Annotated in this window: 17 protein-coding genes and 1 tRNA gene; 9 read left to right on the forward strand and 9 right to left on the reverse strand. The window is 53.0% G+C overall.

Annotated features, from left to right (window positions below):
- The first annotated feature begins 501 nt into the window (after positions 1-501).
- From AAC060_RS03070 to AAC060_RS03105, 8 genes are all read left to right on the forward strand, one after another.
- Positions 502-1,641, forward strand: a complete 1,140-nt coding sequence (locus tag AAC060_RS03070; RefSeq protein WP_339822777.1) for a hypothetical protein — start codon at positions 502-504, stop codon at positions 1,639-1,641.
- A gap of 656 nt (positions 1,642-2,297) precedes the next feature.
- The gene (locus AAC060_RS03075) at positions 2,298-3,458 is read left to right on the forward strand and encodes a tyrosine-type recombinase/integrase (RefSeq protein WP_339822779.1); all 1,161 of its coding nucleotides are present in this window, start codon (positions 2,298-2,300) and stop codon (positions 3,456-3,458) included.
- Between the two features lie 25 nt (positions 3,459-3,483).
- The gene (locus AAC060_RS03080) at positions 3,484-4,212 is read left to right on the forward strand and encodes a hypothetical protein (RefSeq protein WP_339822781.1); all 729 of its coding nucleotides are present in this window, start codon (positions 3,484-3,486) and stop codon (positions 4,210-4,212) included.
- Between the two features lie 115 nt (positions 4,213-4,327).
- The gene (locus tag AAC060_RS03085) at positions 4,328-4,516 is read left to right on the forward strand and encodes a helix-turn-helix domain-containing protein (RefSeq protein WP_339822783.1); all 189 of its coding nucleotides are present in this window, start codon (positions 4,328-4,330) and stop codon (positions 4,514-4,516) included.
- Between the two features lie 184 nt (positions 4,517-4,700).
- A complete protein-coding gene (locus AAC060_RS03090; protein WP_339822785.1) occupies positions 4,701-4,901 on the forward strand; it encodes a hypothetical protein in 201 nt (66 codons plus the stop codon).
- A complete protein-coding gene (locus AAC060_RS03095) occupies positions 4,898-5,188 on the forward strand; it encodes a hypothetical protein (protein WP_339822786.1) in 291 nt (96 codons plus the stop codon). The genes AAC060_RS03090 and AAC060_RS03095 overlap by 4 nt, the downstream gene beginning before the upstream one ends.
- Positions 5,189-5,364: 176 nt before the next feature.
- Positions 5,365-6,009 carry a hypothetical protein gene (locus AAC060_RS03100; protein WP_339822788.1) on the forward strand — a complete coding sequence of 215 codons (645 nt, stop codon included), beginning with the start codon at positions 5,365-5,367 and terminating at the stop codon, positions 6,007-6,009.
- On the forward strand, positions 6,006-6,671 hold the full coding sequence (locus tag AAC060_RS03105; RefSeq protein WP_339822790.1) for a hypothetical protein: 666 nt from the start codon (positions 6,006-6,008) through the stop codon (positions 6,669-6,671). The genes AAC060_RS03100 and AAC060_RS03105 overlap by 4 nt, the downstream gene beginning before the upstream one ends.
- Before the next feature lie 143 nt (positions 6,672-6,814).
- On the opposite strand, the gene AAC060_RS03110 is transcribed toward AAC060_RS03105, so the two are convergent.
- Both AAC060_RS03110 and AAC060_RS03115 read right to left on the reverse strand, forming a co-directional pair.
- Entirely contained in the window at positions 6,815-7,396 is a 582-nt protein-coding gene (locus AAC060_RS03110; protein WP_339822792.1) for a tetratricopeptide repeat protein, read from the reverse strand.
- Positions 7,397-7,545: 149 nt separating this feature from the next.
- On the reverse strand, positions 7,546-8,016 hold the full coding sequence (locus AAC060_RS03115) for a hypothetical protein (RefSeq protein ID WP_339822794.1): 471 nt from the start codon (positions 8,014-8,016) through the stop codon (positions 7,546-7,548).
- A gap of 176 nt (positions 8,017-8,192) precedes the next feature.
- Here AAC060_RS03115 and AAC060_RS03120 point away from each other — a divergent pair, with 176 nt between their 5' ends.
- Positions 8,193-8,642 carry a surface-adhesin E family protein gene (locus AAC060_RS03120; protein ID WP_339822796.1) on the forward strand — a complete coding sequence of 150 codons (450 nt, stop codon included), beginning with the start codon at positions 8,193-8,195 and terminating at the stop codon, positions 8,640-8,642.
- Positions 8,643-8,729: 87 nt separating this feature from the next.
- Here the strand turns inward: AAC060_RS03120 and AAC060_RS03125 are convergent.
- The 7 genes from AAC060_RS03125 to AAC060_RS03155 all read right to left on the reverse strand — a co-directional run bounded on the left by AAC060_RS03125 (position 8,730) and on the right by AAC060_RS03155 (position 13,408).
- Positions 8,730-8,806 (reverse strand) — tRNA-Arg (locus tag AAC060_RS03125).
- 83 nt (positions 8,807-8,889) lie between these two features.
- Entirely contained in the window at positions 8,890-9,297 is a 408-nt protein-coding gene (locus tag AAC060_RS03130) for a hypothetical protein (protein ID WP_339822798.1), read from the reverse strand.
- Positions 9,298-9,412: 115 nt separating this feature from the next.
- A complete protein-coding gene (nth, locus tag AAC060_RS03135) occupies positions 9,413-10,054 on the reverse strand; it encodes an endonuclease III (protein WP_339822800.1) in 642 nt (213 codons plus the stop codon).
- A gap of 6 nt (positions 10,055-10,060) precedes the next feature.
- Positions 10,061-10,321 (reverse strand): hypothetical protein, encoded by a 261-nt coding sequence (locus AAC060_RS03140; protein ID WP_339822802.1) that lies wholly within the window; start codon positions 10,319-10,321, stop codon positions 10,061-10,063.
- 91 nt (positions 10,322-10,412) lie between these two features.
- Positions 10,413-10,715, reverse strand: a complete 303-nt coding sequence (locus AAC060_RS03145; protein ID WP_339822804.1) for a hypothetical protein — start codon at positions 10,713-10,715, stop codon at positions 10,413-10,415.
- Between the two features lie 46 nt (positions 10,716-10,761).
- The gene (locus AAC060_RS03150; protein ID WP_339822806.1) at positions 10,762-11,589 is read right to left on the reverse strand and encodes a hypothetical protein; all 828 of its coding nucleotides are present in this window, start codon (positions 11,587-11,589) and stop codon (positions 10,762-10,764) included.
- 157 nt (positions 11,590-11,746) lie between these two features.
- Positions 11,747-13,408: a hypothetical protein gene (locus AAC060_RS03155; protein WP_339822807.1), complete on the reverse strand. Its 1,662-nt coding sequence runs from the start codon at positions 13,406-13,408 to the stop codon at positions 11,747-11,749.
- Positions 13,409-13,411 lie beyond the last annotated feature (3 nt).

A 13,411-nucleotide genomic window follows, 5' to 3' on the forward strand; every position in this document is an offset into this window, starting at 1 on the left:
CCCAGGTTGCACCCAAGTTTCTTAGTTGACTCCGGGTTTCTAAATGGTTGTGAAGCTACAACAGATGTTTAGTTTTACCGAGATTTGCACCCAAGTCGGAACCAGTGGCAGACCGAACTATTGATGATGGTATCGGTCTTGTTCTAGCAGGTCGAGATATTGCATTTATGCCAGTGGCCAGATTGCTGTTGGGCGCATGTCTGTTTGCGGCGATAGGATCAAACTTCAAACGCGAAATACCGAGCCAGCGCCGTCTATAGTTTTTCACAGAAGAAACTCGGTAGATAACTAATGTAGCCGATCATGGTGGCTACAACTGGGCAATATTCTGACTGGCCATCCTCGGTGCAGAGTTATCAACTTTCATCAAGAGTTTTGTTTTCCGTTACGCATGCACTGGATCGGCTGTTAATTGATGATCCTTGATTAAGTCCAATTTTATTTGATAACCTTGATAGTACTTGACTTCCTTGATAGGGTCATTTACACCGAGATCTATCAATGATGATAAACTCAATCGGTGTGCCCAAAATGGAAGAAGAGCAAACATTAAAGTCTGAGAAGCTGCTCAAGGGAAAAGGACGGGGCAGCAACTTTTGCGTCATTGATAAAAGCGAATGGAAGCGGCTGTGGACGGTTCCTACAAAAAACAGAATGAACTTGGTCATTGCTTACATCGTTTTGCTCGTAGGGACAGGGAACGATCACAAACTGACTAAATGGTCGGCCAAAGCCTGTGAAGATCATGTAGGCATCGGAAAGCCACGTGCGAAAAAGGCTATCGAAGAGTTGATTGAGTCGAAATTCATCACTCACACTGAAGAGTCTAAACGCCTCAAGCCTCAATACGAGATATGCAACCCAGCCGATCCAGAAGACGAAAATCCGATTTTTCTACCCAATCAGATTGTGACCGGGTTGGCCAAAGAGAACTCTATGCTTCGCCGAGTAAAGGAGACTGGCGATCCACTGGCTCTTAAGCTTTTTATTGAAACCTACGCTGGTATCGAACTAGACCGCACCTTTGGCTTGCCAGCATCCAAACTGAAAAAGTTCAACAATAAGCAATCAGCCCGCAAAATCAGCGAGATTGGAACTCACGCGATCTGGGCATTGCCGATGATTAATTGCACTTCGTTTGGTGAGGGGTTTGGATATGAATATTTGAACGAGCATGAGGAACCAGAAAGTTTCTGGGATCGCCTGCGTCTCCTTGAAAAAGTAAACGCTGTATATTTCGACTATTGGGTTTTTGATAGCAATGCCGACGATGCTGAACCTTTATTCCCAATAGACCCGTCCGTTTTCTATTCATCCACTTTCACGCCGAATGCCGAAGCGGAACTGACCCGTAAAGTGATGGAAGTGTCAGCCTTGCTGACCAGCGAAATGCCTTATCTTACCGAACAATATTACGGCGATCTTATTGTGGCGTTTCCAGCGCACATGCAGCCGCCAGCTGTAATGGGAGTGGCCAAACCATTTGTTGAGGCTGACACACCAGGTCGGCGTATGACTTATGCCAAACGTAGAAGTCGTGTTGAGCAATATTTGGACGCATACGAGCGACTGGCAAAGGATGTAGCCGAAGGACGTTATGATAGACCACTTCTGGTCAATTATGAGTTAGAAGCTGCATGACCTTTTCCATTGATCCATACGCGTTGGCAGGACTTGGTCTTTTACTGTCTGGCATGGGCCATTTAATATGGTCTATCCGCCGCGACCCCAAAAACTCAACTGAGGATTCTCCACTCAAAATGCTTCCGAAGGCATCGGGCGATGATAAATGACCACATTCGATTAGGTCAAAGCTAGAGTCTGCTAATGAAATGAAACGGGCTCTGGTCAATAATCAAACCGCTGCTGATCTGGATTGGTTGCTTGAGGTTTCTGAGCTCTGGCTTTTGTAATTTGGGCTGCGGTAGAAGACGAAATGGTCGAAGCCCGAGGCTTATTCCCCAAAGCACAGGCGAAAATAGCTGATACTTTAGCTGACATCGGAGTATACCTCGGTCACGCCCTGATCGACTTTGCACCCAAGTTGCACCCAAGTCCGGTCCAAGTGGAATTTGGAGTTTCGGAAAAAGTTGTTTCTTTTCAGTAGGTTGGTGGTGCACCCGACAGAATTCGAATCTGTGACCTCTGCCTTCGGAGTGCAGGGATAAGTGATAATCGTGGACATGACCGGACAGTGAAAGTCCCGTAAAACATAGATTTATAGTCTTGCACTGTCCCGTTCCATCCTCCATTGTATTCCATACTGATTACATACAAATGGAAAAGGGCTGTCAGCCATGGCTTTGGATTTAAGCAAAGTGGGATTACGGGAGCGCCTCAAAGCGCAACGCGAGCCGCATTGGCAGCGGCTTCGCACGGGCTGCTTTCTTGGCTTTCGTCCGTCCAAGCGAGGCGGCAAGGGAACATGGATCGCCCGCGCCTATGATGAGGATTCCGGAAAGTATCGCGTCAAATCACTTGGCGACTTCGGAACGCTCGCTGGCAACCAAATGTTTGCGGCGGCGAAAAAAGAAGCTGAGACGCTGGCTGAATTGATTGAAGCTGGAGGCGAAATTCGCGCCAAGCTGGAAACCGTTGCAGATGCTTGCCGTGCTTATGCAGCAAGCCGGACGGAAGCTGATGAGCGTTTCGGGCGATATGTTTACAGTGATCCTATCGCAAAGGTGAAGCTTGATAAGCTGCGCCGTCGCCATGTCAAAGAGTGGCGCGAGCGGCTGGAAGCGCGGCCGTCGCTGGTGAGCCGTCGCAAAGAAGGTGAGCGGCGGGTTCGTGTCCGTGCGCCCTCAACAGTCAATCGGGATATGGCAGTGTTGCGGGCGGCGCTAGCCAAGGTTTTGTCCCCCGGAGCGCCCAATAGCGAAGCCGCATGGCAGGAAGCATTGAAGTCGATTCCGAATGCGAATGGACGGCGAACCCTTTATCTTGATCGGAGTCAACGGCGGAAGCTTGTGGAGAATATCGACGCGGAAGCCGCGCCGTTTGTTCGGGCGTTATGTTTGTTACCCTTGCGTCCCGGCGCTCTGGCTGCGCTCACGGTCGGAGATTTTGACAAGCGCACGGCGGAACTGACCATCGGAAAAGACAAAACCGGCAAGCCACGACGCATCCAATTGCCAAGCGATGCGAAAAAGCTGTTAACGGCGCAAATGACCGACAAGCTTCCAACCGCTCCACTTTTTATGCGAAAAAATGGCCTGCCTTGGAACAAAGATAGTTGGAAACTACCTATTGCAAAGGCCGTAATGTCAGCGGATTTGCCGATAGGTGCAACCGCTTACACGCTGCGTCATAGCACTATTACAGATTTGGTTAGTGCCGGGCTTCCCCTGCTGACAATTGCGCAAATTTCAGGGACAAGCGCGGAAATGATTGAGCGCCACTACGGGCACCTTGCCAGCGATGCGGCAACGAAGGCGTTAGAGGGTCTATCGCTTTAGCGGGAATCAGGGGAGGTGCAATCAGATGAGCTTTACCAATGACGAAGAGTTAAACCGTTTCCTTCACCATGAACATGCGTTCCCAAATATTACCGCCGATAGCTTGAGCGACAAGTTAGCACATTTCCCATTGCCGCGCGCAAACGGAAAAGATTTTGAATGGCTTGGGATGGCAATTCGTCGTGCTCTGGGCCTATCAATAAGGGCTGAGGTTGATGGTCCAAATAGGCAAAGCAACACTGACACACGGAAGGAATTGGACAATCTTGGTAAGAGGGCAGGTAAACTTTGGCTGGCTATGTTCGATGGTATTTCGCACGAAGGAGAGGATGCGCTGTGGCGCTTTGCCCATTTGAATTGGAATGGAGAAGGTGGCACTACAATAGATGGACTCAGCTACGGTGATCCAGCCGAGATGATCCGCTTTCGGTCCGCGCTGAAAGAATTGGATTGGCTATCACAATGGCTAAGGCGTGGTGCTCGGCAAATCCCGACACAGCAACCAAGATGGACCGAAAAAGAACATCGAGAGATTCGGATTTTTAGGGCGCTATGCCTCGCTCCGATATATCTTGCATTTTATCGGACCGATAAACTGTCAATAAAGCCTTTTGGTGACTTCTACCAACGCATTGCCGCGCTTGCTTTTGACGAAGACGATATTCCTGATTTTGAAAGTATCATATCGGATGCGAGGAAAATCCACGGCGCTCAACCGACAGTATTTGCTGCGGACTTTATTCCCGGATTATAATTCAGATACTCTGCCTCAAAAAAATCCGAGAGTGGCCGTAACAGCGAGCTGACGTTTGCAGGCATATCCCTGTGTGTCCGCAATTAACGCGGGCGGCAACACAGGATTATATCCAATGGAAAATAAAGCTTACGGAACCTTGCCCGAAGCAGTTCAATTTTCGGGCATGTCGAGGAGTGCGCTTTACGAAGCGCTGAAGCGTGGTGATTTATCAGCTCGAAAGGCAGGGCGGCGCACGCTTATTTCGTTTGCTGATCTGCAAGCATATCTTGCCGCACTTCCCGAATATCGAGCGGGAGCATGAGCGATGAAAGCACAAATGCAAAACCCGGGGCTGGCACCCCGGGCTTCGCGCGATTGCTATGGTGGGCTGTCGCAACCTTTCCTTACCGCATCGGAAGCGCGGGAGCAAATGCTTGCTTGCCGTTTCTGCCTGTCGCCTTCGATGGCGCGGGATATTTCGCGACTCTGTTTTGGGGAGCTGCGCAATGACTGAGCAAAACTTCCCAAATCATCGCACGGCAGCGCTTGCCTTGTTATCGCAATTCCCGGACCTGCCGCACAAGACAGCGGGCTTTCTCGGCCATGTGTGCGTAGCGCTTGAATTAAGCGCAAAGCAACATGACTGGCTGGTGAAACTTCTGGACCGCAATTGTTTGCCGTCATTGGCAAAGGGAGGCGAGCGATGAGCACCTATCCCGATGCACCGGGCCACCGGAACGTGGACACATCCGTTGCCGCTGCCGCTGCGCTTGCTCCAAAACTAGGGCGGCTCCAACGCATGGCACAAGATGAAATTTGCGATGCTGGCTGGCTTGGCCTGACCGCCGATGAACTTGCTGCACGACTGGACATGGACCGCTGGTCAATCCAACCGCGCACCACGGAACTGAAGCGCAAAGGGCTAATCCGTGACAGCGGGCAGCGCAGGCCGAATAGAACGGGCAAGCAGGCAATTGTCTGGATCGCTGCATGATGCCCGACGCTATGCCAGAGCAAAGTGATTGCGCCCGGTATGGCGGCACTTTTGAAACTTCACCGTTTCGTGGATTCGGTGAAGTTTCAATTGGTTCGCTAGCTGTTAAAACAGCTGGAAAACAGCCATCGCTAGAAAATGGCACGCCTCATGCAGTTAACTATATAAGAATAGGTGTGGCAGCCAATTTGCCTAGCAGCGCTGGCAGAGGTGGAGCGCGCAACCGTGCCGACCGTGAAAGCCATGCACTAACAACCGAGCAAATAGCCAATCTAAGGGCCGCTGAGCGCCACGCGGCTGCCATAGGGCTTCCCTTTACCCGGATGATCACAATCCACTGGCAGGCGGCTGGGGTGCCAATAACGGGCATGACATGGGCAACGGGGAGCTTTACTGGATTGATGACCAAGATGCTGGCGCGACATGGCAGTGCCACCACTTGGCTTTGGGTGCATGAGAATGGTGACCGGAAAGGTTGGCACTGTCACTTGCTGGCTCATGTTCCGGCCGAACATGTCAAGCGATTGACCGCGCTACAAAAGGGCTGGTTGAGCCGTATCACCGCCAAAAAATATCGGAAGCGCGTGATCCATAGCAAGCCAATTGGCGGGCGGCTGGGGTTGGAAGTCGGCAACCCTGAATTGCATTCGGTCAATCTGGAGGTAGCGTTTGGCTACTGCTGCAAAGGCGCGCCGCAAGCCGTGCTGGATGCCTTTGGCATCGACCGTGCGCATGAACCAGGCGGTCGTGTCATCGGCAAGCGTTGCGGAATATCACAAAACATTGGCGCGAAGGCGCGGGGACTGGGAGTAGCATCATGACAAAAAAGACAAGCAAAACGGCCAAAACGACGGCTGCCCATGTGCTGGAGATAACACCAGAGCCGGGGGAGGCTGAAGGCACCTCATTTGCGCGGGTATCACTCGACCCCGTTATTCGCCATGCGAACCTTGCAATGAGTTTTGCCTCTCAGGCTTTTGGTGACGGTAACAAGCCATCGATGATGGCCAGCACGGAGGCATTGCAATCCACAGTCGCCAAGGCCGAAGCTGGAGATATGCGAGTGGCCAGCCGGTTGCTCGCTTCTCAAGCTGTTACGCTGGATACGATGTTCACCGAATTGGCGCGGCGGTCGGCAAACAACATGGGAAGTTATCCTGACGCGGCGGATCGCTACATGCGGCTGGCACTGAGAGCGCAATCAAACTGCCGGGCAACGGTTGATTCGTTGGCCAAGCTGCACCAGCCGCGAGAGCAAACCGTGCGGCATGTCCACGTCAATGAAGGCGGGCAAGCCGTGGTTGCCGATCACTTCCACAATCACACCGGGGTTAATGTAAATGCAAAATCAGCCGTACAATCCCATGCAACCGGAAAGGCTGGCGAATGCAACGCGCTGCCTAGCCAAAACGCGCAGGGGAACGGCGTGCCAATCCCCAGCGGTGAAGGGGCGGAAGCGGTGCAGGATGCATGGCGGGACTAATCCGGGCGCTCCACTGGGCAACCGCAATGCTTGGAAGCATGGAGGCTATTCTAGCGAGACGAAGCTGGCTGCTGCTCGGCTCAAGGCTTTTACCGTTGTTGCGAAGCAGTGTGGGGATAACTGACTATGCTGCCCAGCTTGCCTCAATCACAGCCCTTGTAATCGTTCTCGAAGCATCGCGTTGCATAGGCTTGTGCTTCGGCAATTTGTTGGCGGGTCATTCTTTTTGTAATAATGCCCTTGTTTTCAGAGGCGCTTTCATGGCCTTGGGTTGCTGCCAATGACCACCATGCATAGGCATTAATGTCGTTTGTCGGCGCACCCTCGCCATTAGCATACATGACGCCAAGATTGTATTGGGCTTGGGCAAGCCCTTGCTGGGCAGCCAGCCGATACCATTCCACCGCCTCAATGTCGTTTTCAGGTATACCCTCGCCATCGGCATACATGAGGCCGAGATAGGATTGGGCGAGGGCATCCCCTTGCTCGGCGGCCAGCCGATACCATTTCACCGCCTCAATGTCGTTTTCAGGCACACCGTCGCCATTGTCATACATGAGGCCGAGATTGCGTTGGGCATCGGCATCCCCTTGCTCAGCAAGTGCCAGCCAGCCTATTGGAAGTTCAACGTTAGCTTCGACCACCTCGTCAGCGGGTATTGGTCGGTACGTACAAGATTGAAGGCTGACGAAAAGCCATGCTGCAACTAAAGAACGAAAGAACATATCTATCCCCTGACTTTAGCAACATGCCATTCTTTAATCTTGCTGCCAATCCCCAGCCGTGCTGGGCAAGAAGCGTTGCAGGATGCACGGCGGGACTAATCCTGGTGCTCCCAAGGGCAATTGTAACGCTTGAAACCCCATTAAAATATTTAACGTGGTTCGCATTTGCCACGATACACAAAGGTCGCGTCCATCATTGTTGCAATTTCAACAAAATTTCGATCTGTTGAAACCTTAAATAATACACCATTTTCTGGCAACGCTATATTTGTGAATGATCCCGAGTAGGCTACGCGGGGTGCGTATGTATCGCATCCTGAGTCATCGCATCGTTGATATTCATTGACCGATGGCTTCCATACCACGAAGGCCTTAGGTTCACTTGGTTTGCATTCTTTTGGACCGCAAATATCCAAAACCGATGGCTTGCAGAGAAGTTCTGATACATTTGCCCAAGTAGCTTCACTCGCAGGCGGATTGTCTTTGATCCACTCACCCGGTTCAACACCCGTCGGCGTTTCATCCTGATTTTTGCAACCCGCCGGAAGGCAAAGCACGAAAGCCGCCAAAAGACTAAAAAAGATTCTCATCAATTTCTCGCAACTAATTTTCAAGGCCATTGCCATCTGATTCTTGTAGTGACAAACTGCCTTAGAGGCGAAGCATAATCGCAACGCTTGGAAAGCATGGCGGGCGATCCAGTGAGACCAAGGAGGCGGCAAATTTCTTGAGGGATATTGTCCGAGCGATTGCATCCTACTAGTAATCACATAATCTATTCGTTTTAGGGGGTGAAATGATACGAGCATTTACGGTTTTAGCGTTGTCTATGGCGGCCCCGGCTATTGCTCAAACAGATAGTCCATGGCTTGATTGGGTAGTCGAAAATTCACCACATGGTTTTGATATAACTTCGGACGGAACGATTTGGATTAATGTATACGATCCCGGTCTAATTGACGATTATGCTATTCGCGCTGAAGATTTGAAAGCTGCTCGTGACGCTCAAAATAAGAATCCATCATTTTGGATTCGAGGCTATCATAAGCGCAATCAAAAAGTCGCTTATCGAGAGAGCAAAGTGCGGTTCTATTTGGATTGCAAAAATGAAATGATGGGCACATCCACTTCTGCATATTACGATGCTGATGGTTCGCTACTATCGAGATCAGGCACCTCATCATCGCAGTATATCATCCCCGGCACCTATGGGGCCGAATTTTTCAGACTATTTTGCTTGTTGTGAAGTAGAAATGGAAAGACGGAAATTCCCCCCGTTTTCCATACTCATTCCATACACCGCGCACCGGATCGACGTAAGTCATTGAAATAATGGTGCACCCGACAGAATTCGAATCTGTGACCTCTGCCTTCGGAGGGCAGCGCTCTATCCAGCTGAGCTACGGGTGCCAAGGCGTGTGTCGCCGGATGGGCGTTTAGCAGCGACATTGGCGCATTGCCAATCAAATATTTGCTGATCGGCCAAGCAAGGGCTAGCCTCCGCTTTTGTCCCTCGGAATTTTCTCGATCTTCTGGAATTTACCCAGTCCGCAGGCGCCGCGGGTTTCGATTCTGCCGGCGGTCTGGTCGAGCACGTGGATGATATCGACGCTGCACAACTGATTGGTCGAGGTCTTGTAGGAAAAGGCCTCCTCGAAGCCGAGACCGCTGCATTTGTTGGGCAGGTTGTTGCGATAGATGTCGCCATTGCTCATCTTGAAATCAATCGTCTGGTCGTCGATCACGTCGGTCGAGCGGATGCGCGATCGGCTGATGCAGCTTTCCGGTTCGCCGATTGTCTTGATTTCATATTTGTCGTCGCCGGATGCTTTCTCGGCAGCAAAGGCGACGCTTCCGGCGGCGAGGGCGGAAGCGATGATGATCGTGGATTGCAGGCGCATGCTCTTCTCCTGTGGATGTTTGCCATCTTGGCCGATAATTTACAGCCGGACATATTTCCCGAAGCTGAATGCTCGGCGCGAGGCGGCGGATTGTTGCGCGCTTAATTGGAGAGCATCATTCGGGAGCGGGCGTCTTCTTCTTGAAGCGGCACAGATCGGCGACCGGACAGCGCCAGCATTCCGGCTTGCGCGCCTTACAGATATAGCGGCCGTGCAGGATCAGCCAGTGATGGGCGTGGACGCGGAACGGTCCGGGGGTTTGGGTCTCCAGCTTCTTCTCGACCGCCAGTACGGTCTTGCCCGGGGCCAGGCCGGTGCGGTTGCCGACCCGGAATATATGCGTGTCGACCGCGAACGTTTCGGCGCCAAAGGCACAGTTCATCACGACATTGGCGGTCTTGCGACCGACCCCGGGCAGCTTGACCAGCTCGTCGCGATCCGCCGGAACTTCGCCGCCAAAATCGGCGATCAGCATTTCCGACAAAGCGATCACGTTCTTCGCCTTTGTGTTGAACAATCCTATTGTTTTAATATGCTCTTTCAGTCCGTCGAGCCCGAGATCGACCATCTGCTGCGGGGTTTTGACGTCGGCGAACAGCAGCCGTGTGGCCTTGTTGACGCCGATATCCGTCGACTGCGCCGACAGCGCTACGGCTACCACGAGTTGATAGGTGTTACCATAGTTCAGCTCGGTCTCCGGTGAGGGATTATCGGCGGCGAGGCGCGAATAAAACTCGAAAATATCGGCTTTTTTCATGCCGCGTCAGTCTTCCGGAACCCGGTCCATCAAATCCATGAAGTCCCGCGCGCTATTACGATCGGCCTCGTCCTTGAAAGCCTTGTCCAGATCCAGATGGGTGCCGAGCATATAGAGCACGGCCCATAAGGCAAAGCGCCGCCCGCGGTCCTTCTCCAGACCAAAGTCCACCCGCATATGCTCGATGCCGGCGTTCATCGCCTCCGGCTGGATCGAGGCGAGATCGGCGGTGCCAAAATAGCGTTGTAACTGGTCATCAAAATCCATACCGCAGACCTATTGCGTCCCCACGACCTTGGCAAGCAGATTGGCTGAGGCGATTACAGGCCTTCCTTTGCCTGTAATCGCCTTAATTGGTCTATTTTACGCAATATTTGCCGGATGCCTTCAATCCGCCGGAGCAACTGCCGCTTTTGACTTCGGCATAGTCGCCTTTATCGCCCACGCAATAATTGGCGGAGGATTTGAAGCCCGATGGACAGGAGCCGATTTTGGCAATGGCGACTGCGCCGGAGCTCGATTTACACGAGCTTCCCGACGACTTGAATCCGGTCGGGCAACTGCCGTCCTTGGCCACGGTCGTGCCGCTCGACTGGGCGAAAGCGGCGGGAACGGCCAGGCTCGAAATAATCAGTGATGACAGGGCGATTGCATAACGCATATTGTGGTTCCTTCTGGAAATTTGATGAAGTGAAGCGGGTTCGAAACTAGCGGGCAGGCGCGCTCAGATATTCGAAGGCGACCAGGCTCTTGCCGGTTCTCTTGTTATAATATTGGCAATAGAGCTTTTCCGTTTTTGCGCGGCTGCGCTCGTTGAGGCGGGCGAGAAAGCTGATGCCATATTTGCCACGATTTTTCCTGTCGGCGGTATAAGCGGAGGCACGGGACGAGTTGGTGCCGGTGGCGCAATCGGTGACGCCCTGATCATTGCCGCAATGCAGTTTCATATGCGAATCGCCAAGATATTGATCGCTATGCCATGTCCAGTAATCGACCGTACCGGCGCCGGGATCGTCTGATTTGACGCACTGCCAGGCAAAGTCATTGCCCTTGTCCATCGCCTTGTATTTTTTCTCGTCCACTTCAAAATAGAGAATTTCCTGCGGCTGCAGCGACGGCGCGATGCAGGACCCGCTTATCTTGCCGGGCTTGCGGTTGATGAAACCGGTGCGCTTCTCTTTGCTGAAGCCCTGCTGGAAAGTGTAGCTGCCGAGATTTCCGACCGTCACGTTGGATAGAGCGATGCCTGTACATTGCGTTTGCGATGTGAGGTTGGAAGAAGGTGTGCCGAGAGTAGTTGATCCACCACCGCTGGAGTTGCTACCGCTTGTCCCAAGCTTGCCGGTTTTCCCGCGGAGTGCGTTGTCGATAGCATTATCGGCTTGGTTCACAGCCTCTCTCTCGGCATCGCGTTTGGTTTGCTTTGCTTCTTTCTTGATCGCCTTGCCGAGGCCGCCAAATTGCGCGTGAGCCGTTCCGCTGCCGAGCATGGAAACGGCGAATAATGCCGCGATGGCCGGTTTTAATAAGTTCATTGTTGATCTCCATTACATTTACCGAGGCAAGTAATGGAGTCGTGCAGGCTTTAGAATATACCATATGGTACATAGCGGCGGATTATCCCCGAAAACTGGTCTGCCATGGACCGGCGCGGATGAGCGCCGACCTTCGACGGGGATGCCTAACACTGGATCAGTCCCGGTGGATTTTCGCGGCTTCCTCGAAGATCTGGTGCGGGACTTGTTGAATCGCCAGACTGCCGACGTCCTGCAACGGTCCGATCAGGTTGAAGCCATAGCGATCACAGAATTTCTCGACCATATCAGGCGGCGCAAGCCGGTCTTCCGCTCCGCTAATAACCGTGACGGGAACTTCCAGATCGCGACACCATTTCGACCAGTCACTCGCCGTCAGGATTGCTTGCTGCGCGGTGGATTCATAACCATCTTCGAAGGTACGCTTCATCGATCGCTGCATCAGGTCGGCCACGTCGGGCCGGTTGAGGGTGAGCATATCGGCAGCGCTTTCGCCATAGATGCTCTGGAAATAGGCCATGCTCTTGCCGCGCCGGACCATCGTCGAGACGGCCGCAAAATATAGACGCACGAAAGACGGAGCGATCCGCGCGAGCCGCAGCGGCGCCCGGTAGCCCATGGCGAGATGCGAGAAATCATTGTCGTCGCCCGCTGGCAATATTGCACCGGCCATGACCAGTCCGCAAAAACGGTTCGGGTGGCTGCGAATGGCGGCCATGCCATAAGGCGCAGCCACTCTGGCCGAAACGACTGTACAGCGCTTTATTTCCAGTTGATCGAGCAAATGGACAAGCCGTTCGATAAATTCGCCAACAACCGCGAGGCCGGTGCTCGCCATCTTGCTGCCTGCATAAAAGGGCAACCAGGGGGCAATGACGCGCAGGCCGTGCTGCGCGGCGGCTTCCTGTTGGCGGGTGGTCAGATAGGCACCATCAATCGTGGCGTGAAGATATAGAACCGGCTTACCGTCCGGATCACCATAGACTTCAAAAGGCAGGGCGCTGCCATCTTGCAAAGTCAACTTGTGGCTCGAACGGGAGGAAGGCAGGTTCTGTTCCTGTGATTCTGCGGTTGCAAATGCGCTGCTAAAGCCGGCGTAGAGCGAGATCAGCTCGGTTTGCGAACCGATGCCCAGTTTTCGCAGAAGGGTTTTGAGCTGGTTTCTTGCTGTTCCCAAGGCCCGCTTTCGGAGCGCTGCAAATTCGATCACCGACAGGCCATTGACCAGATGTTCCGCGAGCTGCTCTTCGGTTGCTGTCAGCTCCAGAGACCGTGCGAAGGCATTGCCGATCACGTCATTCCAGCGCAGCCGCATGACCCGGAAATCCAGTTCGGCATTGCTGCCGCCGGACAATTGAGCGGCAAACAGCACGCCCCTGTCATCGTCCCGGTCCGTGTATAGACGGACGATCGCGGGGCCGGTGCTTCTGCCTTTCAACAGCTTTTCTACCTGCGTATAAGCCTCGCCATCGACGCCAAACAGCCAGTCGGGGACCGATCGTCCTCCATTCAGTTCAGAGCTTTTGAAGATTTGCTCGTCGACGTTCAACACCGTCATCGACGTGCTGAGTGACAGGTCCGGTTGCGCCAGCAGACCGTTGGTTCCTTCGAGATCGCGTGCATAAGTGGAAAAATCATCGCCGACACTGGGATCGATCTCGGTCAGCAACTCGGTAACATTGGCAAAATGAGGCTGAAGGTCGCCTTCATTCGCGGCGCCCGGCTTCTGCAGAAGCGTCAATAATTTCATCAACCGTTCCGGTTGGGCCGCGATGGCATAGGCGTCGCGGATCAGCGGATCGAGAGAATCATTCTTCATATG

Origin of the sequence: uncultured Parasphingorhabdus sp., from assembly GCF_963975555.1 — a bacterium.
Classification (GTDB): domain Bacteria; phylum Pseudomonadota; class Alphaproteobacteria; order Sphingomonadales; family Sphingomonadaceae; genus Parasphingorhabdus.

Excerpts from the sequence above, each read along its gene's own strand:
- AAC060_RS03070 (WP_339822777.1), top strand. The coding sequence starts at position 502 with ATGATGATAAACTCAATCGGTGTGCCCAAAATGGAAGAAGAGCAAACA.
- AAC060_RS03075 (WP_339822779.1), top strand. The coding sequence starts at position 2,298 with ATGGCTTTGGATTTAAGCAAAGTGGGATTACGGGAGCGCCTCAAAGCG.
- AAC060_RS03080 (WP_339822781.1), top strand. The coding sequence starts at position 3,484 with ATGAGCTTTACCAATGACGAAGAGTTAAACCGTTTCCTTCACCATGAA.
- AAC060_RS03085 (WP_339822783.1), top strand. The coding sequence starts at position 4,328 with ATGGAAAATAAAGCTTACGGAACCTTGCCCGAAGCAGTTCAATTTTCG.
- AAC060_RS03090 (WP_339822785.1), top strand. The coding sequence starts at position 4,701 with ATGACTGAGCAAAACTTCCCAAATCATCGCACGGCAGCGCTTGCCTTG.
- AAC060_RS03095 (WP_339822786.1), top strand. The coding sequence starts at position 4,898 with ATGAGCACCTATCCCGATGCACCGGGCCACCGGAACGTGGACACATCC.
- AAC060_RS03105 (WP_339822790.1), top strand. The coding sequence starts at position 6,006 with ATGACAAAAAAGACAAGCAAAACGGCCAAAACGACGGCTGCCCATGTG.
- AAC060_RS03110 (WP_339822792.1), bottom strand. The coding sequence starts at position 7,396 with ATGTTCTTTCGTTCTTTAGTTGCAGCATGGCTTTTCGTCAGCCTTCAA.
- AAC060_RS03115 (WP_339822794.1), bottom strand. The coding sequence starts at position 8,016 with ATGGCCTTGAAAATTAGTTGCGAGAAATTGATGAGAATCTTTTTTAGT.
- AAC060_RS03120 (WP_339822796.1), top strand. The coding sequence starts at position 8,193 with ATGATACGAGCATTTACGGTTTTAGCGTTGTCTATGGCGGCCCCGGCT.
- AAC060_RS03130 (WP_339822798.1), bottom strand. The coding sequence starts at position 9,297 with ATGCGCCTGCAATCCACGATCATCATCGCTTCCGCCCTCGCCGCCGGA.
- nth (WP_339822800.1), bottom strand. The coding sequence starts at position 10,054 with ATGAAAAAAGCCGATATTTTCGAGTTTTATTCGCGCCTCGCCGCCGAT.
- AAC060_RS03140 (WP_339822802.1), bottom strand. The coding sequence starts at position 10,321 with ATGGATTTTGATGACCAGTTACAACGCTATTTTGGCACCGCCGATCTC.
- AAC060_RS03145 (WP_339822804.1), bottom strand. The coding sequence starts at position 10,715 with ATGCGTTATGCAATCGCCCTGTCATCACTGATTATTTCGAGCCTGGCC.
- AAC060_RS03150 (WP_339822806.1), bottom strand. The coding sequence starts at position 11,589 with ATGAACTTATTAAAACCGGCCATCGCGGCATTATTCGCCGTTTCCATG.
- AAC060_RS03155 (WP_339822807.1), bottom strand. The coding sequence starts at position 13,408 with ATGAAGAATGATTCTCTCGATCCGCTGATCCGCGACGCCTATGCCATC.